Below are 22,266 nucleotides of genomic sequence, written 5' to 3' on the forward strand. Positions count from 1 at the left end.
TCAAAATTTATATAATGCTATTACCTTCAGTATTACTTATCGCAGGCCTTGCTATTCTCATTTTAGGCGCAAATTTTATGGTAGAGGGAGCTTCTGCTCTCGCCAAGAAATTCAATATTTCCAATCTTGCAATAGGTCTTACCGTTGTAGCTTTTGGAACCTCAGCTCCAGAACTGGTGGTAAATACTTTCGCTGCAGTACAGGGGCACGAGGATATTGTATTTGGGAATGTTCTGGGAAGCAATAATTTCAACCTTTTCATAATCCTGGGTATTACTGGTCTTATTACTCCGCTTGCCGTACAATCCAGCACCGCGTGGAAAGAAATTCCTATCTCATTTCTGGCCATTATAGTTTTGTATGTTTTGGTAAATGACAGTTTGTTGTTTGGTAGGGATGGTTCCCGTCTAAATATGATGGATGGTTTTATTCTGCTAATATTCTTCGCACTGTTCCTATTTTACGTTTACAAGCAGCTGAAGAGCGATCCTTCTGAAACAGAAGAACTCATACCACTTACTGCACTTACAAATACTAAAATGGCACTTTTCATAGTAGGAGGCCTGGCAGGTTTGGTTTTAGGAGGACACCTTGTGGTGAATAACGCCACTCAGATAGCAGAATCACTAGGGATAAGTCAAAAAATTATCGGACTTACTGTTGTGGCTGCCGGGACATCTCTTCCCGAGCTCGCAACTTCTGTAGTGGCGGCCCTGAAAAAGAATGCTGATATTGCAGTGGGAAATATAATCGGCTCGAACATTTTCAACATCTTTTTAATCCTGGGAGCCTCCTCAATTTTAGCTCCTATAGGTTTTTCTGAAGGATTTAATACTGACATTTATATTTTGGCAGGAGGAACAATTTTTTTATTTCTGGCAATGTTCATGGGTGGCAGGAAAAAACTGGATAGATGGGAAGCTGCTATTTTACTTGTATTTTATCTCGCCTACACCACCTATCTTGTGATGCAGGAATTATAAAATTTGAATATGAAACAAGTACTTTTCATACTGGGATTAGTTTTCCTTTTTTCCTGCGGAAGATCTTCTGAAGAAACTGAAGCTGCACAAACTATTGATTCTCTAGAAAATGAAATTGAGGAACTGAAGCGGGCGAATGATACCCTTAGCGACCATGTAATGAAGCGGGCATACGTTACACGCAACTATCCACCTTACTTTGACAGTATTACCAATCCCGAAGAACACATTCTGGAGAACCTTCAGGGTAAACCTTCTTTAATTCCTAAAGATGCTGTTCTGGGTGGAACTATGAGATTTACTGCTGTAGATTTTATAAATGATGATCTTTTAATTGCGTCTTACGAAGACGGTCACGTAATGGGAAAAGCAATCTATACCTACAGGGTAAATAGAAATGGGGAACTTGAATTTGAACGTCTTACTACAATTAAATAAGTTTTCGGTTTAACTGCTTCAAAAATTTTCTTGCTCTTCCAGATTTTATGTGCTTTAGATTCGGCTATTGCTTTCACACCGACAGGAAATCTTTCAAAATTCAGCTAAATAATCTATCTTCTTTTTGTGAAAGCAATACGGGTATTTCTGAAAATTCTTCTGGCACTTATATTTTTTCCGCCACTAATTTACCTCGTATTCGTCTTAATTGGAGCCGCTATTCCAGTTAACTCAGCTCCTGACACTTCCGAACATTTTGCAACTATTTATCTCGTCTCCAATGGAATGCACACAGACATCGTCCTGCTTAAAAAATGAGGTGAAAGATTGGACGAAAATTGTCAAACCCCACCATAGTCTATCTCCTCCTGAAGAAGTAAAATATGTGAGTTTTGGATGGGGAGATCTGGAGTTTTACCGCAATACACCGGAATGGAAGGATCTGAAATTAAAAACAGCATTTAAATCTCTATTTCTGAAAACACCTGCTGCTATACATGTGAGATTCCTTACTACTTACTCCTTTGGAGGGGATTCCAGAGCCATTGCCGTAACCCAATCGCAGTATGAAATGTTATCCTCTTACATCAAAAACAGTTTTAAGTTTGCTACCTCCGGAAATACGCAACCTGTGAAGGATCTTCACTATACCCGTGACGACGTATTTTACCATGCTCGTGGTTCACTCAACCTCTTCAAAACCTGCAATACCTGGGTCAACAGCGGACTTAAAAATTCAGATCTTAAGGCCTCCCTTTGGACTCCATTTGTAGAAGGGATTTTTCTCAGATATCCCAAAGATAGAAATGAAGAGCCTGCTGCAGCTGTGAACTTGAATTTAATTGGATTAAAAATGAAAAAAATACCAGGATCAGCTGTAGACCAGATCATTCTTTCAATTTTAGGTTTATTTTATAATCCACTCCGGGACGACTCTGCGTTATTCTTTTTAACTTCAAGAGATAATAAAATCCAGTTGTTATGTTTTCTTCCGGAAAAAAGAACAAAGATATTTCTGAACATTACCTGAAATTTGAAACAAATTCCGATTTAGATCCGCTGCTGGAAAGCATTGGAGGCTCAAGATATGTACTCTTAGGAGAAGCCAGCCATGGTACCCACGAATACTACACCTGGACGGCACAAATCTCAAAAAGGTTAATTCAGGAAAAAGGATTTTCATTTATTGCGGTTGAAGGAGACTGGCCCGATTGCTATAAGATCAATAAATGGATCAAAGAACCTGATGATCGGCGCGAGATCAAAGATGTATTGAGCGAATTTCGCCGCTGGCCTACCTGGATGTGGGCGAATTGGGAAATTGCTGCTTTTGCTACCTGGCTCAGAAATTATAATTCCCAAATAGCCGAGAAGGAAAAAATAGGCTTTTATGGCCTCGACGTTTACAGCTTATGGGAATCAATAGATCTAATTGTAGATTATCTTGAAAAGGAAGATCCTGAAACAGCCAAACACGCTAGGGATGCTTATATGTGTTTTGAACCATATAAAGAAGGAGATTCTTACTCCTCTGTTTTTTCTTCTTCTAAACCGGGATGTAAAGAGGAAGTCATTAAACTGTTAAAGGAAGTAAGGCAAAACGCTCACAAATATAACAGCGAAAAAGAAGCAGATCTTAATGCTGAAATTAACAGCCTTGTACTGGCAAATGCCGAAAAATATTATAAAGCAATGGCAGGCTTTGGAGAAGATTCCTGGAATGTTCGTGACAGGCACATGGTCGAAACCCTTAATACCCTCACTAAATATCACGGCCCACAATCTAAAGTAATTGTTTGGGAACACAATACTCACATAGGTGACGCCAGGGCAACTGATATGGCCGATGATGGATTGGTAAATGTGGGGCAATTGGTAAGAGAACAGCACGGGAGCCAGGGAGTTTATTTAGCGGGATTTGGTTCCTATTCAGGATCTGTTATTGCGGGGACTCATTGGGGAGCGCCCATGAAAAATATGAGAGTACCTCAGGGAACAAGAGGCAGTATAGAGGAAAAATTACATAACGAGCAACAAGGCAATAAGCTATTAATTTTGAAAGATAACAAGGACCTGGGGGAGGCTTTTGAAAGGAGGATGGGTCATAGAGCTATTGGTGTTGTTTATCATCCTGAAAGAGAATGGGGAAATTATGTACCTACCAAACTTGCAGAAAGATATGATGCATTCCTATTCATTGATGAAACAAAGGCACTGCATCCTCTAAGAATAACACCTGATGGTAATCTTACACCGGAAACCTTTCCCTTTGGGATATAAAAACTAAAAAATTTACCTATGACAACTATAGATGAAATACACCAGGCACTGGGAGAAGACGCTTCATATTACCTTGAACACGAGAGCAGCAAAATTTCGAAAGAACGCTTAACTATTCCCGGCCCGCACACTATTGATAATTTTCTGGACAGCGACAGGAATCCGCAGGTGATAAAAAGTCTTGCTTCCCTATACAATCACGGCAATCTTGGTGGATCAGGATATCTGAATATTCTTCCCATAGATCAGGGAATAGAACATTCTGCAGCGTTTTCATTTTATAAGAATCAGGACTATTTTGATCCTGAAAATATTATAAAGCTCGGCATAGAAGCAGGATGTAATGGAGTCGCTACTACTTTTGGAGCACTGGCACTACATGCAAGACGTTATGCTCATAAAATTCCTTTCGTAGTCAAGATAAATCATAACGAATTGCTCACATATCCAAACAAGTACGATCAAATCCCTTTTGGTAGTGTTAAGGAAGCCTGGGATATGGGAGCAACAGCAATAGGCGCAACAATATACTTTGGAAGTGAAGAAAGCACCCGGCAAATTCAGGAAGTAGCTGCGGCTTTTGAAGAAGCTCATCAATTGGGAATGGCTACAATTCTCTGGTGTTACACGCGTAATAGCGGATTTAAAACTGAAGAAGGAGATTTTCACACTGCAGCCGATCTTACCGGGCAGGCAAATCATATAGGAGTAACTATTAAAGCCGATATCATTAAGCAAAAATTACCCGATACTAATTTCGGATTTAAGAAGATAGACTTTGCAAAATACGATGAGCAGATGTATGAAAACCTCACTACAGATCATCCTATAGATTTGTGCCGTTACCAGGTAGCTAATTGCTATATGGGAAAAATAGGCCTCATCAATTCCGGTGGAGGTTCTAAAGGAGAATCTGATATTAAAGAAGCTGTTAGAACAGCAGTTATTAATAAACGTGCTTAAGTGGTAGCGGTCTCATAATGGGGCGAAAAGCATTCCAGCGACCACTAAAAGAAGGTATAGAGATCTTACAAAGGGTTCAGCAGGTGTACCTGGAACCGGAGATCACGATTGCTTAAACGGTTCTAACCTGGATATGCTTTCGAGCTAGCTTTTCAACGTTGACATTTACTGGTGTTCCATAAAGATCAAAATCAGCAGCATCAGTAATTTTGACTTCGTAAAAATCTCCCGTTTTAAGATAAGTTGAAGTAGCGTCAATAAGTACTTCATTATCAACATCGGGTGAATCAAATTCTGTGCGCCCAATGTAGTAATTCCCTTCTTTTCGGTCAATTACAACCTTATACGATTTCCCGATTTTTTGCTGATTCAACTCCCAGGAAATTTGAGACTGTATTTCCATGATCTCATTCGCACGAGCCTGTTTTACTTCCTGCGGAACGTTATCCTCCAGGTTGTAAGCGTGTGTATTTTCTTCATGAGAATAGGTGAAACAGCCTAATCTTTCGAAACGCATCTCCTTCACCCACTCCTTCAGTTCCTGAAAATGCTCTTCAGTCTCTCCGGGATATCCTACAATAAGGGTAGTTCTAATAGTCATTTCCGGAACAAACCTTCTGAAGTCTTTCAGCAGATTTGTTGTTTTATTGTGAGTAGTCCCGCGGCGCATTGACTTCAAAAGATCATCAGAAATATGCTGCAGCGGAATATCTATATAGTTACAAACTTTTGGCTCCCGCTTCATTACCTCCAGCACATCCATTGGAAAACCTGTAGGGAAAGCATAATGCAATCTTATCCACTCAATTCCTTCCACCTTCACCAGGTTTTCAAGTAATTCTGCCAGATTCCTCTTTTTATAAAGATCAAGACCATAATAAGTAAGATCCTGGGCAATAAGAATTAGTTCCTTTACTCCGTTTGCTGCCAGTTTTTTTGCTTCTGTTACAAGATCCTCAATAGGTGTAGACCTGTGTTTCCCGCGCATTAAAGGAATGGCACAAAATGAACAGGGTCTGTCACAACCTTCAGCAATTTTTAAATAAGCATAATTTTGAGGGGTAGTTGTAAGTCTCTCCCCTACCAGCTCATGCTTGTAATCGGCTTCAAGGGCCTTAAGCAATGCAGGTAGCTCTGTAGTTCCAAAATATTGATCAACATCAGGAATTTCCTTCAGCAGGTCCGGTTTATATCTCTCACTCAGGCAACTCTAAGTGACAAAAACTTTATCGACCTCTCCCTCCTGTTTTTTCTGAACATATTCAAGAATAGTATTTACAGATTCCTCCTTTGCATTATCAATAAAGCCACAGGTGTTAATCACCACAACATTCCCCTCCTGCTCGTGTACCACATCCTTCTTGTTAGCGCGTAACTGCCCCATCAAAACTTCACTGTCATACACATTCTTGCTGCAACCAAGAGTGACTACGTTGATCCTGTTCTTCTTTATTGATTTTGTTCTCATACTATTCTATTTCTTCTTTTCCAGACCTCACTCTAGTTTTCCAGACCTAACGGATTTTCCAGACCTCACAGGTTTTAAAAACCTGTGAGGTCTATTACCTTATGAGATCTATGTCAAAACGGGTGCAAAGATACAATGTAATATTTGAACATTGGGCATTCAACAACTTAAGTATCTTATGGGTAGAATAGTCGTAATAAAATTTCTAAATTTCATTTTATTATCAAAACTTCCTATGAAAATTAGTTACAGCCTTTGCTTTTTGCTCCTTCTCTTTTATAGTTACAGCTTTTCTCAACAACGAGTGCGGGAATTAGGTATTGAAATAGGAGTTATTCCTACAGGGAAATTAAATGGCATTACCGATGTTTCCGGCGTTAAAGTTGGTCATGTTACTCTTTCTAAAGGGGACTCTGTAAGAACAGGCGTTACTGCTATTCTTCCTCACAGCGGAAAAATTTTTCAGCAGAAAGTGCCTGCCGCTGTTTATGTTGGAAATGGCTTCGGAAAATTAGCCGGAAGCACTCAGGTAGCTGAACTCGGAAACCTGGAAACGCTTAGTGATTCTCACAAACACGCTGAATGTTCCTACTGCAATGGATGCGGTGATTCAGTATACCTTGAATCAGGAAGGAAATGAAGAGATTCGTTCTGTCAATGCTGTGGTAGGAGAAACCAACGACGGATATTTAAATGACATTCGCAGTCAGCTAAGTACAGATTTCAGATGTTATTTCTGCAATAGAAAATGCAACGGAAAGTAACACTAATGAAGGCAATGTAGGTGCGGGCACTGGTACTATTGTCTTTGGATATAAAGGCGGAATTGGCACTTCTTCACGTGTGCTTCCACCCGGCCTGGGCGGATATACTGTTGGGGTGCTGGTACAAACAAATTTTGGCGGAGTATTACAAGTTGCCGGAGTACTAGTTGGAAAGGAACTGGGAAATTTCAGTTTTAGTGATAAACTTCTGAATAATGTAGACGGTTCCTGTATGATCGTTGTTGCTACTGATGCTCCATTGGACAGCCGAAACCTCGAACGCCTGGCAAAGAGAGCTTTTTTAGGAGTAGCAAAAACGGGAGGAATTGTTTCAAACGGTAGCGGAGATTACGTAATAGCTTTTTCTACTGCGGAAGGGGTAAGAATTCCTTATCAAACTGAAAATAACCTGCTTTCACAGGAGATTGTTCCCAATGATCTCATGTCCCCCGTATTTATGGCTGCTATTGAAGCCACTGAAGAAGCAATCCTCAACTCCTTATTTATGGCAGAAACAATGACAGGATATAAAAACAGAACTATTGAAGCTCTTCCAAAAAAAGAGGTGATGGAAATTCTGAAAAAATATAATGCGATTCCGGATTAAGTAAAAACATAAAGAGGAAGTGTAAAGTGTAAAATGTTTTCGTTAAATCCATATTATATGGGTTTCAGCTAAGCACATCCCGCGTTAATCTTATAAATTCCTGCTGAAGCCTATAGGTCACCTTATTTTCCCCCGTTTTAAAAATCTCTTTCTCCCTGTTGCTTACAGTTGCTACAGAAGCAATTTGAGTTGTTGTACCCGTAAGAAAAATTTCATCCACTTCTACCAGCTCATCCAAATGAACAGCTTCCAAGTTTAAATTTTATCCTTAATTGGGTGCAGAGATCTATAACTACCTGCCTGGTGATTCCGGAGAGGATGTGCGGACCTTCAGGATGGGTATAAACCGTGGCATTTTTTACGAAGAAGATATTGGTATGGGAGCCTTCGGAAAAATAGCCATTACGCACCATGATGTTTTCATCAAAATTATTAGCAATGGCTTCTTCATTGGCAAGGATATTACCCATTAAGGCAGTGGCTTTTATATCACAACGGTGCCAACGTTTATCTTCAGAAGCAAGAACATTTAAGGGATTGGTTTCAAAACCTCTCAAGTTTATTTTATATGCGTAAAGCAGAACTGTTGGTTCAATATTCTCCGGAAAAAAATGGCTCCTGGGGGCAACTCCGCGTGTAACTTGGATGTAAACAGCTGCATCAGCCTCAGCCAAACCCGCACGGGAAACAGCTTCAGCCATAAGTGCTTCAAGTGAAAAAGCTTCAAACTTTATTTGCACCTGGTCAAGGCAGTATTGAAGTCGTTTAAGATGTTCCTTCAGCTTAAATGGTTTACCGCCATAAAAAGGGGTAACTTCATAAATGCCATCACCAAACATAAAACCTCTGTCGAACACGGAAATATAAGCCTCACCAGGCTTCATCCATTTTCCGTTGAAATAAACTTCTTGCGGATAACTTTTTGCTTCCCTCATCTCGTGTAGGATTTAAGATCCTGTTAATTAAAATATTGATGAAGTTGCACCTGCCACTGCATTTCGTAATATCTCACAACACTAATCACAATTATTCCTGCGATAACGTAGACCCACGAATATTGACTGGTTTTAAGCATTCTCCAACCAATTGCTGCGAAAATAATATATGGGATCGCAAGAATTAAATTAGGAATTGGCCACGCACCCTGAAACAGGATTGCTATTAACTTCATAACTACGTAAAAGAAGCTGTAAAATAAAATTATCTTACTTATGAGTGCTTTAAAGTTCCGGTCCTGCATCTACTATTCGTTGTAATCTTCGGGTGAAATTCTCCTGTTGCTGACTTTCTCGTAATTAAAGGCCCAGGAGTAAAGGTCTTCTTCACTAAAAGGCTTCCCAATAATGGTAAGACCTTTAGGAGCATTATTTTCACCATAACCCATTGGCACTGTAATAGCGGGATATTGCGCTACAGCGGCAAAACCTAAGCATGGTAATTATTGATTGATAAAATACCTTTAAGATTGTGCTTTTTCATAGGCACATCAAAAAAACGTCTTCCGTTTCGTTTCAAGGTATCTTTAATAGCAGCAAACTCCTTATCAGTTGATGAGTCTTTTACTATACCTTCAAATAAGGCCTGTCCGTAAGGGGAACGATTTAAAGAGTCGGTAGAATTATATGCTATTACATCCTCTACACCTCGAAATTCACCGCTGCCGCCATATTTTTCAAAATATTCAGGTAAATCCTTCTTCATATCAAGATTGAGAAGCCTAAGAAAATTTGGAAGCTCCACCTTTTCAGGTTCGAATTCAATTACTTCTGCACCTGCCTCCCTAAGATCATTAACAGCAGCTATATATAAGGAATCTTCCATCAGTGGCTTTAAAGCGCCAAATCTAACTCCCTCAAGATTCTTTTTCGATATGGAGGAATAATAATCCTCGTTGACTCTTCCACTTTTTGCTGAAGCAGGATCCTGCGGATCCTTTCCTGTCATTGCAGAAAAAAGAATTGCATTATCTATGACGTTTTTGGTAATAGGCCCCGGCGTATCCAGCGTACTCGAAATTGGTACTATTCCTCCCCGGCTTAAAACTCCAATTGTAGGCTTTAATCCAACAAGAGAATTTTGACTCGCAGGTGATAAAATAGACCCTGAAGTTTCTGATCCTACCGCAACCGGAGCAAAATTAGCTGCAATAGCCACAGCACTCCCACTACTGGAGCCCCCGGTATCGAGAATTTTTCTTCCGTAAGGGTTAAGAGTTTGTCCCCCAACTGCCGAGTAACCACTTGGACATTCTCCACAAAAGAAATATGCCCATTCACTCAAATTTGCCTTACCAAGAATTATAGCTCCGTTTTCCTTCAGACGCTCTACGATGTATGCATCGTCCGTATTATTTTTCTGCAAAGCTACCGCACCTGCAGTAGTAGGCATATTTTCAGTATTTATATTATCCTTCAGAAGAACCGGAATACCAAAAATAGGATGGTTCCTTTGTCCTGCCTGAAAAGCAGAATCTTTCTCCTTTGCTTCTTTAATAACATCGGGATTAAGTGCAATAACTGAATTTAGACTACGAGCGTTATTTCTGTCGAATTTCTTTATCCTATGCAAATAAAAAAGCACCAGTTCCTCATAAGTGAAGTCACCTAGGTTTTAATCGAAGTTTGCAATTCGGGAATGGTTTTGTCTAATATTAAAGGACGAAGCATATCATATTTACTGTTAGACAAACTTGCCATTTCCTCCTCAAGTGGAGCCCATAGAGAATCTTTGACAATATATTTTGAGTCAAGAACCTTATAGTCTCTTTCCCCGGTAGCTGCAATAGTATCATTAGCAGCAGTTTCAACTTTGTTCTCTTCCGAATCCTTTTTACAGCCAGTAAAAAAGAATACTAATATTAATAGAAAATAAAATCTTTTCATAAAACTTAAATTCATATAAAACCCCTGGAAATAGAACGGAAGAATATTTTACTTTTTGAAGAATGAATCTACAAATTCAAATTTATTGAATACCTGCAGATCTTCAACCCCTTCTCCCACGCCAATATACTTTACGGGAATCTTAAATTGATCACTAATACCTATTACCACTCCTCCTTTTGCAGTACCATCAAGCTTTGTTACAGCCAAAGAAGTAACCTCAGTCGCAGCTGTAAATTGCTTGGCCTGTTCAAAAGCATTTTGGCTAGTAGAACCGTCCAGAACAAGAAGAACTTCGTGAGGAGCACCTGGAATTACTTTTTGCATTACACGCTTCACCTTTGTTAACTCGTTCATTAGGTTAACTTTATTGTGAAGCCTTCCTGCCGTATCTATAATAACCACATCTGAATTTTGTTTAACTGCGCTTTGTACGGCATCAAAAGCAACAGAAGCCGGATCGCTTCCCATTTGCTGTTTCACGATTGGCACCTGCGTCCTGTCTGCCCAAATTTGTAGCTGATCAATGGCCGCAGCTCTAAACGTGTCCGCTGCACCCAATAATACCTTTCGGCCGTCTTGTTTGAACTGATGTGCAAGTTTACCAATGGTGGTAGTTTTGCCCACTCCATTTACTCCCACTACCATGATCACATATGGTTTCATGTCTTCAGGAAAGTCAAATCCATCTCCGTTCCCTGTATCAGTTTCAGATAGTAAACCTAAGAATTTCCTCCCGCAGGATTCCATTAAGCTCATCTGTTCCAAAATACTTATCCCTTGCTACTCTCTCCTCGATTCGGTTAATAATCTTAATAGTAGTAGCCACACCCACGTCACTGCTTATTAAAACTCCCTCCAGATCATCCAGGACTTCATCATCTACCCGGGTTTTACCTGCAACGGCTTTACTCATCTTGGATAAGAACGATGATTTGGATTTCTCTAAACCTTTGTCCAGGGTCTCCTTTTTCTCCCTGGTAAACATCTTCTTAAATAAACTCATTTCTTTGGGTGGTTTTAACCTACGAACTTCTTAAAAACAGAACCCTTAGGCAGTCTTTTTAAAGCGTAAATATACGCAAAAAGGAAAAGCCGTCCAGATGACTCTGAACGGCTTTTCCAATATTTTGAAATAATTTATTTTTTGCTCAAAAAGTCATTTACCTGCTCAGGCATCATGATTGCTTCAACAAATGTATACGCACCTGTTTTAGGTGACTTTACCATTTTAATGGCTTTGGTCAATCTCTTGGAACCCGTTTGTAATGTTGCTACTGATTTCTTTGCCATGACTTATTATTTTATTTCTTTATGAACCGTCATTTTCTTTAGGATCGGGTTGAATTTCTTCAACTCAATTCTATCTGGCGTGTTCTTTTTATTTTTAGTTGTTATATATCTTGAAGTACCCGGTTTTCCGGACTGCTTATGCTCTGTGCACTCTAAGATTACCTGTATTCTGTTACCTTTCTTTGCCATATCACTGTGTCTTATTAGGGGGATTATTTATTCAAAAATCCTTTTTCTCTTGCTTCTTTAATTACAGCAGAAATACCTTTCTTGTTGATGTTTTTTAATGCAGATGTAGAAACTTTCAAAGTCACCCATCGGTCCTCTTCAGGAATGTAAAAGCGCTTCTTTAACAGGTTGATATTAAATTTCCGCTTGGTTTTATTCATTGCGTGAGAAACATTGTTTCCTACCATTGCTCTTTTACCCGTAAGCTCACAAACTCTTGACATTGTTATATACTTTATTCGTTATTTCAAAACAGGCTGCAAATTAACGATTTTTTTTAGTAACAGCCAACACAATATTAAAAATTTTCTTGGATTTTTACAGAAGATATTTTTCCTGTTTCCTTAAGTACAAAATGTTCCAACCTAGCTGCAAACTATGATTTTTTCTTTATAAGTTCCTGGAAAATTAATTGAAAGGCTTTATCCACTGCCTTTTTTACTACCTGCTCCCGGGTATTACCAAACACAAATTTTTTAGAAAAGACAGCATTTGGAGTGGCGATACCAATAAAAACTGTTCCAACTTCGGCATCACTTTCTCCTTTTTTAGGACTTGGCATTTCCTGTGGTAGACAGGGCGTAATCACTCTTAAAAAGTTTTTTAGCGTTTTTAGCCATACTCTCAGCAACCTCTGCACTCACAACGCTGTGTTTCTCTATAAGCTCTGTGGGAACTCCAAGGATTTCTTCTTTTGTATGGGTGGCATACGTTACAATACCTCCCTTAAAACAGGTAGAAGCACCGGGATTTGTGGTGAATTGTGCAGCAAGATGGCCTCCCGTGCAACTTTCAGCTGAAGAAAGGAACTTTTTCTTTGACATCAGGAGCTTACTTATTGTCACTGTAATGTCATCGTCTTCCTGAACATTGTCTGACATTATATCCTCAATTAATGGATATAATTTCGTCATTTGCTCCTCTATGGAGGTTTTTAGCCTGTCTTCATCTTCCCCTTTTCCCGAGAGTCTGAGGCGGACGCTTCCCAAATCTGGCAGGTAGGCAAGCTTAATACCAGCGGGAAGATTGTTTTCCCACTCCTCTATTCTCTGCGCCACTGCACTTTCCCCCAATCCAAAAGTTCTTATGGTTTTATGGTATATGAATGGGCGGTTAAATTCCTTTTTAAGCTTTGGGATCACTTCCCGCTCCATGAGCATTTTCATCTCAAACGGAACACCGGGAAGAGCAATAAAGACATTCTCGTCCTTTTGCATCCAAAGGCCGGGTGCCGTACCATATTTGTTTGGCAAAACAGTAGCTTTTGAAGGCACCATCGCCTGCTCCCGGTTAAGATCGGAAATGGAGGTGTTTTTAATCTTTTTAAAAAGCTCCTCCACATTTTTGAGCACCTCTTCATTCTTTACAAGGGTATCATCAAAAAATTCGGAAAGGGTGTACTTGGTTACGTCGTCTTTAGTAGGGCCAAGTCCACCTAGGTTATAATTACAATTTTGGCCCTGGAAGCTGCTTCTTTTAACGCCTTTTTAATATGATCTTTATCGTCAGAAATTGAGACAATTTGATTTACCGAGATGCCAATTTTATCCAGTTCCCGGGCAATATCTGTAGAGTTAGTATCTGCTATTTGCCCTATGAGAATCTCGTCCCCAATTGTGATTACTTCTGCAATCATTATAATCCAAAATCGTTTCGCAATTGATGTTGAGCCAGATTTACTTTAGCATCAATTTTCTCTCCTGCACTCTTTGCGCTCTTCTCTGTCTCTGTACCCTTAGACCACGCCTCTATCGTTAGTATGGGTTCCATTAAGTCTAAACCAAAAAGCTGAAGGTTTGGTTTCATTTTATGTGCATATTGATAAGCCAAGGACGGATTGCTGTTATCTATTGCCTGCAACATAGATTGCACGTCTGGCGGTATTTCTTCCAGGAAGGTCTGCACTATCACCTTTATAAAATCCTCATCACCACCTGCCATTTCATTGACGTCTTTTAAATCGTAATACTTGCTCATCTATTTTACATTTATTGAAAAAATCTGTTCATTTTCTATGAAGCTAGGTTAACCTGTCATTTATTTCCACCTTACCAACTCCTTTTGGAGTCCCTGTAAAAATTATATCTCCAATTTTTAGGGTGAAAAATTGAGAAACATAAGAAATTATTTCATCTATATTATACAGCATTTCTGCAGTATTCCCCTGCTGCACCCGCTCCTCATTCTTGCGCAAGCTAAAGTTAATATTATTTAAATTGCTTAAGGAATTTTTGTCTATCCATTTTTCACCAACAACGGCAGAGCCGTCAAAACCTTTTGCTTTTTCCCAGGGCAAACCTTTTTCTTTTAATTTTTGCTGAAGGTCCCTTGCCGTAAAATCTATTCCCAGTCCTATTTCATTGTAATACTTATGTGCAAATTTTTCCTGAATATACTTACCCACTTTATTTATTCGCACAAGTACTTCAACTTCATAATGAACATCCTTAGAAAAATCGGGAATAAAGAAAGGCTGCTTTTTTAGTAAAATAGCTGTGTCGGGCTTTAGAAAAATTACCGGGTCTGTTGGCTTTTCATTATTTAATTCTGAAATATGCTCAGAATAATTTCTTCCTATACAAATTATTTTCATGTCTCCGGGAGGATTAGAAGTAGGTCTACTTGAATTTGGTGTTCAACTTTCGAAGTTTAATTGCCGTCAAAACCTTTTTTGTATACAACGGAAAATCGGCATTTTGAATCCAACCAAAATATCCCGGTTCTTCATCAAATACTTTTTCAACATTTTTTCCTTTATACTTTCCGAAAGCAAAAATTTCGGCACCACTTTTATCGTAGCTAATAAATCCGGCGAAATCGGCACACTTTTTCCTCGCACTAAACGAGGCCAGGGAAGCAATGTCATTGTCAAGTTCCTGATACCTTTCAAGTTGGGATTTAAGGATCTCGTAGGTTGCCATGGTATCAGCTTCAGCAGTATGTGCATTTTCGAGGTCTTTTCCGCAGTAAAATTTATAAGCAGCAGAAAGGGTGCGCTGTTCCATTTTGTGAAATATTGACTGCACATCTACAGAGTGAGTTTTCATTTCAAAATCTATTCCTGCCCTAAGTAACTCCTCCACTAACATGGGAATGTCAAACCTGTTAGAATTATACCCTCCCAGATCACTGCCTTTGATCATCTCGTGGATCTGCGGCGCAAGTTCTTTAAAAGTAGGTTCATTTTGGATCTTCTCATTTGTGATCCCATGAATTGCGATGACCTCAGCCGGAATTTTCATTTCAGGATTTACCAGCCAGGACTTACTTTCTTTATTTCCGTTTGGAAAAATCTTGAGAATAGCAATTTCTACGATCCTGTCCTTAGCCAGATTGGTTCCTGTAGCTTCTATATCGAAGAAGCAAATTGGCCTTGTAAGTTTCAACTCCATATCCGGTTTTTAAATTTTTGTAAAGATAGAATAAAATAGCAGGAAGGCCGAAAATGAAACTCCTTCAGCTTTAGTGTTTTTAATGTTTTTTTGGATAAGGGAACAAAAAAACCGAACCAATAAAATTGATCCGGCTTTTGAAAATTACATTATTGTTGCTTAAACTGTTCGATCCACATCAAACTGTTCAAGGTATTGTGCGACCCTTTGTACAAATTGCCCTCCAAGAGCTCCATTTACTACCCGGTGATCATAACTATGAGATAAAAACATCTTGTGGCGAATCCCAATAAAATCCCCTTCCGGGGTTTCTATCACGGCAGGCACTTTTCGTATCGCCCCCAGAGCAAGGATAGCTACCTGTGGCTGATTTATAATAGGTGTGCCCATTACGCTTCCAAAAGTACCAACATTAGTGACGGTATAAGTTCCTCCCTGTATATCATCTGGTTTTAGTTTATTCATTCTTGCGCGATTTGCGAGGTCATTGACTTCTTTTGCCAATCCTACAAGATTTAATCTGTCAGCATTTTTTATAACAGGAACAATGAGATTGCCATCCGGCAAAGCTGCAGCCATTCCCAGGTTAATATTTTTTCTTTTTATAATCTTATCTCCATTAACAGAAATATTAATAAGGGGAAAATCTTTGATTGCTTTTGCAACGGCCTCCATAAAAATGGGAGTAAAGGTCAATTTCTCACCTTCTCTTTTCTCAAAGACAGTTTTGTTCTTTTGTCTCCAGTTCCAAATATTGGTAACGTCTACCTCAATAAAAGATTGAACGTGTGCAGAAGTTTGTACACTGTCAACCATGTGATGGGCAATCATTTTACCCATACGACTCATTTCAATGATCTCGTCTTCGCCGTTGACACTTACCGGAGCAGGTTGATTTTTAACTGCGGGCTCTAATCTTGCTGTATCTATGCTTTGCCCTTGAGATTGAGATTTTGCAGAGCCCTCTCCCCGATTTTCAATATATCCAAGAATATCATTTTTGGTCACCCTGCCATCTTTGCCCGATCCCTCAATTTGCTCAAGTTCTTCTAAGGAAATTCCTTCCTGTTTCGCAATATTTTTAACCAGGGGTGAATAAAATCTATCCGATTCTGAAAAATCCTGAGTTGAAGAAGCCGCTGGTGCTTCAACACCTTTTTGTGCCGCACTTACAGTTTCCTCCACTTCTTTTACCATAGCTTCCTGAGGTTCATCCTCTTGCCTATCATCTCCCCCGCCATCACTTTCAATCTCTATAATAGCAATGGTTTGTCCTACCTGTACCACATCATCGGCTTCAAAAAGTTTTTCAATTAACTTTCCATCTACTTCACTTGGAACATCACTGTCAACTTTATCGGTAGCGATTTCCAGTACAGCTTCGTCAGCTTCAATGGTATCGCCCACTTCTTTTAACCAATTTGTAATGGTTGCTTCTGCAACACTTTCACCCATTTTGGGCAATTTTAGTTCAAACTTTGCCATATTGTTATTTCAAAGATGTTTTCAATCGTTATAATTGCGAAATTACTTAATTTCCAGCTGTAGAAATATTAAATATTCAATAAAAAATATTTAGATGACTTACTACAGGCTCTAAAAGTGAAGCTCTCCCGGTAAATTTACGACTTCAAACTCTCAAAACGAAAAGTCAAAAGCGGTTTCAGAAAAGTCCGGGAATAATTGCGCTTAAATCTACCATTTAAGAAATAGGTTTTAATTCTTCAGAGAATTTTCAAATGGAACTCTATTGGTAATACTCCTGCCCAACGTCACTTCATCTGCATACTCCAGCTCATCGCCTACAGAGATTCCACGTGCTATTGTTGATGTTTTTACCTTCACCCCTTCCAGTTGTTTAAATATATAAAAGTTAGTTGTGTCACCTTCCAGGGTACTACTAAGGGCAAAAATAATTTCTTCGATCTCGCCCTGTTTCACCTTCTCTACAAGAGATCTTATGTTGAGTTGCGACGGTCCAATCCCATCCATGGGACTAATTTTTCCTCCCAGGACGTGGTACAAACCCCTGTACTGAGATGTGTTCTCTATAGCCATGACGTCTCTTATATCTTCAACCACACAAACTATTTCTCTTATTCTGTTAGGATTAGCACAAATATCACAAACCTCTGTATCACTGATGTTGTGGCAGTTCTTACATAGCTTAATATCCTTCCTCAATCGGGAAAGGGCTTCTGTAAGCTGTTGGGTCTGCGCCTCCGGTTGTCTCAACAGGTGTAATACCAGCCTTAGAGCCGTGCGTTTTCCAACTCCCGGTAACTGAGACATTTCTGCGACCGCCTGCTCCAGTAATTTTGAAGAAAAATCCATACTGCGAATTTAAGGATTTTGAGAAAGGATTTTAGTAAGAAAAGAATGAAGTTTACAGGTTATTTGTAATTTCGCTACATATCAACAATTCCTATATGCAGCCTTATCAGATACTTCTTCTTATCGCCGGATATTTCGGTGTTCTAATTTTAATTTCAGTTTTAACTAATAAAGGTGGATCAAATGAGGAATTCTTTAAGGCAAACAGGCAGTCTCCATGGTACCTGGTAGCTTTTGGAATGATTGGGGCTTCTCTTAGTGGAGTTACCTTTATTTCCATACCCGGTACGGTTGCCGAACAGGGTTTTAGTTATTTCCAGGTGGTTTTAGGATATACTGTGGGTTATGCAGTTATCGGGCTGGTACTGCTGCCGCTCTATTACAGGCTTAACCTTACCTCCATATACACCTACTTAGACACACGATTTGGTAATTATTCCTATAAAACAGGAGCTTCCTTTTTTATTCTGTCGAGGATTGTGGGTTCGGCATTCCGGCTTTTTTTGGTTGCTAATGTCCTGCAACTCATCATTTTTGATGCTATGGGCGTTCCGTTCTATCTTACGGTGACCATCACGATCTTACTCATCTGGTTATACACATTTAAAAGCGGGATTCATACAATAGTATGGACCGACACTCTGCAAACGCTGTTTATGCTTATCGCACTAGGAGCCACAATGGTCATTATTTCTGAAGACCTTGGCATCTCCTTTTCCAACTTCTTTGGTTACTTAGGTGAAAGTGAAATGTCCAAAATGTTCTTCTTTGACGACTGGAAGAGCAGGGATTTCTTTTTTAAGCAATTCATTTCAGGAGCATTTATAGCTATTGTAATGACAGGATTGGACCAGGATATGATGCAGAAAAACCTCACCTGCAGAAATCTAAAAGATGCTCAAAAGAATATGTTCTGGTTTACCATAATTCTTACTATAGCAAATTTCCTATTTCTTGCCCTGGGAGTATTACTTACAGATTATGCTGAAGTTATTGGGATCACTGAAAGAAAGGATGATCTCTTCCCTGCAATTGCGACCAGTGGAGAGCTGGGGGTGGGAGTAGCAATTTTATTTGTCCTTGGGTTAATAGCCGCGGCTTATTCCAGTGCAGATAGTGCTTTGACTGCTTTGACGACTTCTTTTAGTATTGATATCCTGGATATTGAAAAGAGATATGATGAGAAAAAGCAGGTGAGAATAAGAAAACAAATTCACATTGGTGTTTCTCTCGTACTCATTATCGTGATGCTAATCTTCAAATATGCAATTGCTGATAAAAGCGTGATCAACAAGTTATTTGAATTTGCAGGCTATACGTACGGGCCTCTCCTGGCTCTTTATGCATTCGGCCTCTTTACCAAATGGCAGGTAAAGGACAAATTAGTACCCTGGATAGCTGTTGCTTCTCCTGTCTTAACCTACCTTATAAGCATAAACAGCCTGCAGTGGTTTGGGTTTGAATTTGGATTTTTTGTATTGATCCTTAACGGATTCCTTACTTTCCTTGGATTAATATTGATTCGTCGATAGCATTACCAGCGTACAGGCAACTTCTATTTCAATATTGTTTTTCCTGAGAAGATCGTAAAGTTCCGGATTTTCTGTACCCGGATTAAAGATCACCCGTTCCGGCTGAAGAGAAAGAATGTAATCGTAGTACTCTTTTTGTCTTTGTGGATTCAGGTACAATGTGACAGTATGCACATCATCAAAATCTTGCTGCTCATTTGTTATTGCCACGCCGGACACTTCGCCTTTTTTTAGTCCAACTGCCACTGTGGGTTGTTTGTAGGAAGACAATCTTTTAATAGCAATATTTGAATATCTAGAGGGATTTAAGGAGGCTCCCAATACCAGTGTTTTCTTTTCCATACTTCATTTTTTCCTTTCAGGCCAGGTTCATTAATATTAATGGCTAACCCGATGCAAAGTTAATATTTACATCCAAGTGTAACAAGTTTTACTTTTTTCGGTCTATAGGGTAAAGGCAGCCTTTTAAAAGGATCATTGGGGAAGTGTTATTGATGGTGAACATTCGCTCCGGTGATTTTTTGGAAGTCCACGCTGTTTTTAGGCGTGGACTTTATTTTTTTTGAAAAATCTGTAACAAATAAAAATTCCAATCGTCTTATTTATAAAGGGACCTAATTTTTTGGAGAAGTTTGTTTTTCTATTATGTATAACAAAGTATCATTTATAACCTCATCAGTATAAACGTGTAGTATGAAAAATTAAAAATCCTCAAGACCATCATTATTTAACATCATCAAATCAATCAAAAAATGAAACAGTTTTTATTTATCATCACCATTTTAACTACTGCGATAAACTTTGCAGCAAACGAACCCATTGGAAAAATTTCAGGCCAGGTAATAGACAGTGAATTAAAAGAGCCCATTCCATATGCCACTATTATTGTTAATGATAAGGAAGGAAATTTTATATCAGGAAATACCACCAGTGAAGACGGCACCTTTACTATAGATAAGCTTGAAGCAGGGGATTATCTCTTCAAGGTTCAATTTATAGGTTACAAATCTTATGATCGGGAAATAAGCATTTCCAGCGATCGAAGTACAGTAGATATAGGAGTAATTTCTCTGGAACCGGATATTGCTATGCTTGATGATGTTACTGTTGTCGCTGAACGATCTACTATTGAGCAGCGTATTGACAGGAAAGTGATCAATGTGGGAAAAGATCTAACTACTACAAGTGCTACAGCATCAGACATTATGAATAATGTACCTTCTGTAAGTGTAGATCAGGATGGTAATATTGCTATGAGAGGAAATTCCAACGTTCGTATTCTCGTTGACGGGAAACCTACAAATATGGATCCTGCACAATTATTAAAGCAAATCCCTTCTACTTCTATAAAAAGCATTGAACTCATCACAAATCCTTCAGCAAAATACAATCCTGAAGGTATGAGTGGGATCATTAATATAGTTCTTCACAAGAATGCCAACGATGGCTTCAACGGTAATGTAAACCTTGGAGTTACTCAAGGCGAAAATACCCGTTACAATGGCTCGCTTGATATGAACTACAGGAAAGGAAAAGTAAATTTCTTCGGAAGTTTTGGAGCAAACGGTGGAGAAAATTTTAATGAAGGAAGAATTTATAATCCTGAAGAAGATTTTTTGCAGGCCTTTAATCTACTTCAATCCCGACAATCTTACCTTGGAAAAGTAGGCATGGACCTATATCTTAATGACAGGAACACCATCTCCTTCTATACCAATCAGAATTTTTTTGAAGGTGGTCCGGAAGGTATCTTTCGACTTATATACAATGACACTCCTGAACAAAACCTCAGCCAGGTCCTTGATTTTTATGTTGAAAATTTGAACTCTGCATACAATTTCGTGTATGACCATAAATTTGACGATAAAGATCACAAGATCCAGTTAGAAGTCAATTATAACGATTTTGATGAAGAGGAAAATTCCAGGTTTAGCTTTACCGGAAACACAGGAGGACTAGCTCCCTATACCGACTTTGTAAAGGAAAAAAGGGAAGATCTTACTACCAACCTTGATTATACCAATCCAATTGGAGAAAAGGGAAAACTTGAAATAGGGGCTGAAGCACGACTTTTGGATACTGATAATTCTTATATCACTAACAGTGAATTTTTAAATGATGCAGAATACCAGTACACCCGGGACATCTACTCTTTCTATACCACTTTTGGTCAAAATTTTGAAAAATGGTCTTATCAACTGGGTGCAAGGCTGGAAAATTTTACTGTAGATGCTGTATATAACAACGAGAAAATATTTGAAGATGAGTATTTTAATATCTACCCTTCAGGATTTCTGAATTTTACTCCAAACCAAAAAAATACGTACCAGTTAAGCTATAGCCGAAGAGTAGACCGTCCCGGATTTCAGCAGGTGAGTCCAATAAGAGAAGTTAGTACTCCAAGATTGACCATTTTAGGAAATCCTTCTCTGGAACCTCAATTTACAAATTCAGTTGAATTCAATTACACGCGAAATCTTACAGAGAAAGGAAGTATTACAGCGGGTGTTTTTTTTAGAAATATAAGTGATGAGATTAACCAGGTTATTATTGAAAACCCGGAGGAAGAGGGATCGCTTATTCTTATGTTTGACAATTTTGAGGACAATAATTCTTATGGCCTTGAAGTATCGGCAAATTATAAATTTACAAAATGGTGGAGCACCAATTCCACTTTTGAAGTCTACAGCCAGCAATTAAAAGGAGTAGTTGGAACAGAATTTTTAGAAATGGATAATACTGCATTTACTTTCCGTTCCAATCACAGTTTTAAAGCAACAGATAAGTTGACATTTCAGCTTTTCGGTTTATACCGCGGAGAAAACCAAACCCTTCAAATGGATATGCTTCCTTTTTACTTTGTGAACGCAGGAGCCAGGTATTCAATATTAGACAATAAAGGTACTCTAAGTCTAAATTTCAATGATGTTTTAAATAGCCAAAGGTTCAGGTTTATAAACGGCAGGCTGTACCTCAGGAAGGAAGGTTCCAGGGAGAATCCAGAACAGTATTCTTAGGTTTCGCCTATAGATTCGGCGGTGGTAAAAATAGCGCGCTTAGACGTAAAAACCGCGACAGTAATGAGGCCCAGGGTGGCGGATT

The 22,266-nt window shown here is 39.0% G+C and carries 23 protein-coding genes and 5 pseudogenes; 10 read left to right on the top strand and 18 right to left on the bottom strand.

The window, feature by feature from the left end; genetic code table 11:
* The first annotated feature begins 14 nt into the window (after positions 1-14).
* The 5 genes and pseudogenes from LZ575_RS07595 (at position 15) to LZ575_RS07615 (ending at position 4,780) form a co-directional block, all read left to right on the top strand.
* Positions 15-983 (top strand): calcium/sodium antiporter, encoded by a 969-nt coding sequence (locus tag LZ575_RS07595; RefSeq protein ID WP_235330137.1) that lies wholly within the window; start codon positions 15-17, stop codon positions 981-983.
* 9 nt (positions 984-992) lie between these two features.
* The gene (locus LZ575_RS07600; RefSeq protein WP_235330138.1) at positions 993-1,421 is read left to right on the top strand and encodes a hypothetical protein; all 429 of its coding nucleotides are present in this window, start codon (positions 993-995) and stop codon (positions 1,419-1,421) included.
* A gap of 319 nt (positions 1,422-1,740) precedes the next feature.
* The gene (locus LZ575_RS07605; RefSeq protein WP_235330139.1) at positions 1,741-2,451 is read left to right on the top strand and encodes a DUF2459 domain-containing protein; all 711 of its coding nucleotides are present in this window, start codon (positions 1,741-1,743) and stop codon (positions 2,449-2,451) included.
* A complete protein-coding gene (locus LZ575_RS07610; protein WP_235330140.1) occupies positions 2,403-3,701 on the top strand; it encodes an erythromycin esterase family protein in 1,299 nt (432 codons plus the stop codon). Before LZ575_RS07605 ends, LZ575_RS07610 begins: the two co-directional genes overlap by 49 nt.
* An 18-nt stretch (positions 3,702-3,719) precedes the next feature.
* Positions 3,720-4,780, top strand: a pseudogene (locus LZ575_RS07615) (class I fructose-bisphosphate aldolase).
* Here the strand turns inward: LZ575_RS07615 and rimO are convergent.
* A pseudogene (gene rimO / locus LZ575_RS07620) lies at positions 4,777-6,132 on the bottom strand (30S ribosomal protein S12 methylthiotransferase RimO). The pseudogenes LZ575_RS07615 and rimO overlap by 4 nt on opposite strands.
* A 235-nt stretch (positions 6,133-6,367) precedes the next feature.
* Here rimO and LZ575_RS22400 point away from each other — a divergent pair.
* From LZ575_RS22400 to LZ575_RS22410, 3 genes are read left to right on the top strand one after another with little or no spacing between them, the layout of a single operon-like run.
* Positions 6,368-6,772: a P1 family peptidase gene (locus tag LZ575_RS22400; protein ID WP_255702859.1), complete on the top strand. Its 405-nt coding sequence runs from the start codon at positions 6,368-6,370 to the stop codon at positions 6,770-6,772.
* Positions 6,729-6,896, top strand: a complete 168-nt coding sequence (locus LZ575_RS22405; protein ID WP_255702860.1) for a P1 family peptidase — start codon at positions 6,729-6,731, stop codon at positions 6,894-6,896. The genes LZ575_RS22400 and LZ575_RS22405 overlap by 44 nt, the downstream gene beginning before the upstream one ends.
* Positions 6,874-7,503, top strand: a complete 630-nt coding sequence (locus LZ575_RS22410; RefSeq protein WP_255702955.1) for a P1 family peptidase — start codon at positions 6,874-6,876, stop codon at positions 7,501-7,503. The genes LZ575_RS22405 and LZ575_RS22410 overlap by 23 nt, the downstream gene beginning before the upstream one ends.
* A 64-nt stretch (positions 7,504-7,567) precedes the next feature.
* On the opposite strand, the gene LZ575_RS07630 is transcribed toward LZ575_RS22410, so the two are convergent.
* The 16 genes and pseudogenes from LZ575_RS07630 to recR form a co-directional block, all read right to left on the bottom strand.
* A complete protein-coding gene (locus LZ575_RS07630; RefSeq protein WP_235330141.1) occupies positions 7,568-7,741 on the bottom strand; it encodes a hypothetical protein in 174 nt (57 codons plus the stop codon).
* A complete protein-coding gene (locus tag LZ575_RS07635) occupies positions 7,734-8,438 on the bottom strand; it encodes an aminotransferase class IV (RefSeq protein ID WP_235330142.1) in 705 nt (234 codons plus the stop codon). The genes LZ575_RS07630 and LZ575_RS07635 overlap by 8 nt, the downstream gene beginning before the upstream one ends.
* Before the next feature lie 23 nt (positions 8,439-8,461).
* On the bottom strand, positions 8,462-8,674 hold the full coding sequence (locus tag LZ575_RS07640; protein WP_235330143.1) for a hypothetical protein: 213 nt from the start codon (positions 8,672-8,674) through the stop codon (positions 8,462-8,464).
* Between the two features lie 72 nt (positions 8,675-8,746).
* Complete coding sequence (locus tag LZ575_RS23415; protein ID WP_311196020.1) at positions 8,747-8,887, bottom strand: hypothetical protein; 141 nt, start codon at positions 8,885-8,887, stop codon at positions 8,747-8,749.
* Between the two features lie 41 nt (positions 8,888-8,928).
* Positions 8,929-10,071 carry an amidase family protein gene (locus LZ575_RS07645; RefSeq protein WP_311196021.1) on the bottom strand — a complete coding sequence of 381 codons (1,143 nt, stop codon included), beginning with the start codon at positions 10,069-10,071 and terminating at the stop codon, positions 8,929-8,931.
* Positions 10,072-10,106: 35 nt separating this feature from the next.
* Positions 10,107-10,385: a hypothetical protein gene (locus tag LZ575_RS23420; RefSeq protein WP_311196022.1), complete on the bottom strand. Its 279-nt coding sequence runs from the start codon at positions 10,383-10,385 to the stop codon at positions 10,107-10,109.
* A gap of 48 nt (positions 10,386-10,433) precedes the next feature.
* Positions 10,434-11,391: pseudogene (gene ftsY, locus LZ575_RS07650) on the bottom strand (signal recognition particle-docking protein FtsY).
* Between the two features lie 134 nt (positions 11,392-11,525).
* Positions 11,526-11,678 carry a DUF4295 domain-containing protein gene (locus tag LZ575_RS07655; RefSeq protein ID WP_235330144.1) on the bottom strand — a complete coding sequence of 51 codons (153 nt, stop codon included), beginning with the start codon at positions 11,676-11,678 and terminating at the stop codon, positions 11,526-11,528.
* 6 nt (positions 11,679-11,684) lie between these two features.
* Positions 11,685-11,867, bottom strand: a complete 183-nt coding sequence (gene rpmG / locus LZ575_RS07660) for a 50S ribosomal protein L33 (protein ID WP_235330145.1) — start codon at positions 11,865-11,867, stop codon at positions 11,685-11,687.
* Positions 11,868-11,890: 23 nt separating this feature from the next.
* On the bottom strand, positions 11,891-12,130 hold the full coding sequence (rpmB, locus tag LZ575_RS07665) for a 50S ribosomal protein L28 (protein ID WP_235330146.1): 240 nt from the start codon (positions 12,128-12,130) through the stop codon (positions 11,891-11,893).
* A gap of 152 nt (positions 12,131-12,282) precedes the next feature.
* Positions 12,283-13,542: pseudogene (locus LZ575_RS07670) on the bottom strand (competence/damage-inducible protein A).
* The gene (locus tag LZ575_RS07675) at positions 13,542-13,883 is read right to left on the bottom strand and encodes an Hpt domain-containing protein (protein WP_235330147.1); all 342 of its coding nucleotides are present in this window, start codon (positions 13,881-13,883) and stop codon (positions 13,542-13,544) included. The pseudogene LZ575_RS07670 and the gene LZ575_RS07675 overlap by 1 nt, the downstream one beginning before the upstream one ends.
* A pseudogene (locus tag LZ575_RS07680) lies at positions 13,884-14,499 on the bottom strand (fumarylacetoacetate hydrolase family protein). It lies immediately after the preceding gene.
* Positions 14,500-14,524: 25 nt separating this feature from the next.
* Positions 14,525-15,298 carry a 3'-5' exonuclease gene (locus LZ575_RS07685; RefSeq protein WP_235330148.1) on the bottom strand — a complete coding sequence of 258 codons (774 nt, stop codon included), beginning with the start codon at positions 15,296-15,298 and terminating at the stop codon, positions 14,525-14,527.
* Positions 15,299-15,457: 159 nt separating this feature from the next.
* Positions 15,458-16,783, bottom strand: coding sequence for a dihydrolipoamide acetyltransferase family protein (locus tag LZ575_RS07690; protein WP_235330149.1), 1,326 nt, complete (start codon positions 16,781-16,783; stop codon positions 15,458-15,460).
* A 231-nt stretch (positions 16,784-17,014) separates the two neighbouring features.
* Positions 17,015-17,632, bottom strand: a complete 618-nt coding sequence (gene recR, locus LZ575_RS07695; protein WP_235330150.1) for a recombination mediator RecR — start codon at positions 17,630-17,632, stop codon at positions 17,015-17,017.
* A 95-nt stretch (positions 17,633-17,727) separates the two neighbouring features.
* On the opposite strand from recR, the gene LZ575_RS07700 reads away from it, so the two are divergent.
* Positions 17,728-19,164, top strand: a complete 1,437-nt coding sequence (locus LZ575_RS07700) for a sodium:solute symporter (protein WP_235330151.1) — start codon at positions 17,728-17,730, stop codon at positions 19,162-19,164.
* Here the strand turns inward: LZ575_RS07700 and LZ575_RS07705 are convergent.
* On the bottom strand, positions 19,144-19,506 hold the full coding sequence (locus tag LZ575_RS07705) for a CoA-binding protein (protein WP_235330152.1): 363 nt from the start codon (positions 19,504-19,506) through the stop codon (positions 19,144-19,146). The genes LZ575_RS07700 and LZ575_RS07705 overlap by 21 nt on opposite strands.
* Positions 19,507-19,916: 410 nt before the next feature.
* On the opposite strand from LZ575_RS07705, the gene LZ575_RS07710 reads away from it, so the two are divergent.
* The gene (locus LZ575_RS07710; protein ID WP_235330153.1) at positions 19,917-22,181 is read left to right on the top strand and encodes an outer membrane beta-barrel protein; all 2,265 of its coding nucleotides are present in this window, start codon (positions 19,917-19,919) and stop codon (positions 22,179-22,181) included.
* Positions 22,182-22,266 lie beyond the last annotated feature (85 nt).

Origin of the sequence: Antarcticibacterium sp. 1MA-6-2, from assembly GCF_021535135.1 — a bacterium.
Classification (GTDB): domain Bacteria; phylum Bacteroidota; class Bacteroidia; order Flavobacteriales; family Flavobacteriaceae; genus Gillisia.

What these genes read in the sequence shown, in the direction of transcription:
- LZ575_RS22400 (WP_255702859.1), top strand. Translation starts at nt 6,368, where the DNA reads ATGAAAATTAGTTACAGCCTTTGCTTTTTGCTCCTTCTCTTTTATAGT.
- LZ575_RS07710 (WP_235330153.1), top strand. Translation starts at nt 19,917, where the DNA reads ATGAAACAGTTTTTATTTATCATCACCATTTTAACTACTGCGATAAAC.
- LZ575_RS07675 (WP_235330147.1), bottom strand. Translation starts at nt 13,883, where the DNA reads ATGAGCAAGTATTACGATTTAAAAGACGTCAATGAAATGGCAGGTGGT.
- LZ575_RS07610 (WP_235330140.1), top strand. Translation starts at nt 2,403, where the DNA reads ATGTTTTCTTCCGGAAAAAAGAACAAAGATATTTCTGAACATTACCTG.
- LZ575_RS23415 (WP_311196020.1), bottom strand. Translation starts at nt 8,887, where the DNA reads ATGGGTTATGGTGAAAATAATGCTCCTAAAGGTCTTACCATTATTGGG.
- LZ575_RS22405 (WP_255702860.1), top strand. Translation starts at nt 6,729, where the DNA reads ATGGATGCGGTGATTCAGTATACCTTGAATCAGGAAGGAAATGAAGAG.
- LZ575_RS07685 (WP_235330148.1), bottom strand. Translation starts at nt 15,298, where the DNA reads ATGGAGTTGAAACTTACAAGGCCAATTTGCTTCTTCGATATAGAAGCT.
- LZ575_RS07640 (WP_235330143.1), bottom strand. Translation starts at nt 8,674, where the DNA reads ATGAAGTTAATAGCAATCCTGTTTCAGGGTGCGTGGCCAATTCCTAAT.
- recR (WP_235330150.1), bottom strand. Translation starts at nt 17,632, where the DNA reads ATGGATTTTTCTTCAAAATTACTGGAGCAGGCGGTCGCAGAAATGTCT.
- LZ575_RS23420 (WP_311196022.1), bottom strand. Translation starts at nt 10,385, where the DNA reads ATGAAAAGATTTTATTTTCTATTAATATTAGTATTCTTTTTTACTGGC.
- rpmG (WP_235330145.1), bottom strand. Translation starts at nt 11,867, where the DNA reads ATGGCAAAGAAAGGTAACAGAATACAGGTAATCTTAGAGTGCACAGAG.
- LZ575_RS07655 (WP_235330144.1), bottom strand. Translation starts at nt 11,678, where the DNA reads ATGGCAAAGAAATCAGTAGCAACATTACAAACGGGTTCCAAGAGATTG.
- LZ575_RS07700 (WP_235330151.1), top strand. Translation starts at nt 17,728, where the DNA reads ATGCAGCCTTATCAGATACTTCTTCTTATCGCCGGATATTTCGGTGTT.
- LZ575_RS07600 (WP_235330138.1), top strand. Translation starts at nt 993, where the DNA reads ATGAAACAAGTACTTTTCATACTGGGATTAGTTTTCCTTTTTTCCTGC.
- LZ575_RS07595 (WP_235330137.1), top strand. Translation starts at nt 15, where the DNA reads ATGCTATTACCTTCAGTATTACTTATCGCAGGCCTTGCTATTCTCATT.
- LZ575_RS07635 (WP_235330142.1), bottom strand. Translation starts at nt 8,438, where the DNA reads ATGAGGGAAGCAAAAAGTTATCCGCAAGAAGTTTATTTCAACGGAAAA.
- rpmB (WP_235330146.1), bottom strand. Translation starts at nt 12,130, where the DNA reads ATGTCAAGAGTTTGTGAGCTTACGGGTAAAAGAGCAATGGTAGGAAAC.
- LZ575_RS07690 (WP_235330149.1), bottom strand. Translation starts at nt 16,783, where the DNA reads ATGGCAAAGTTTGAACTAAAATTGCCCAAAATGGGTGAAAGTGTTGCA.
- LZ575_RS07705 (WP_235330152.1), bottom strand. Translation starts at nt 19,506, where the DNA reads ATGGAAAAGAAAACACTGGTATTGGGAGCCTCCTTAAATCCCTCTAGA.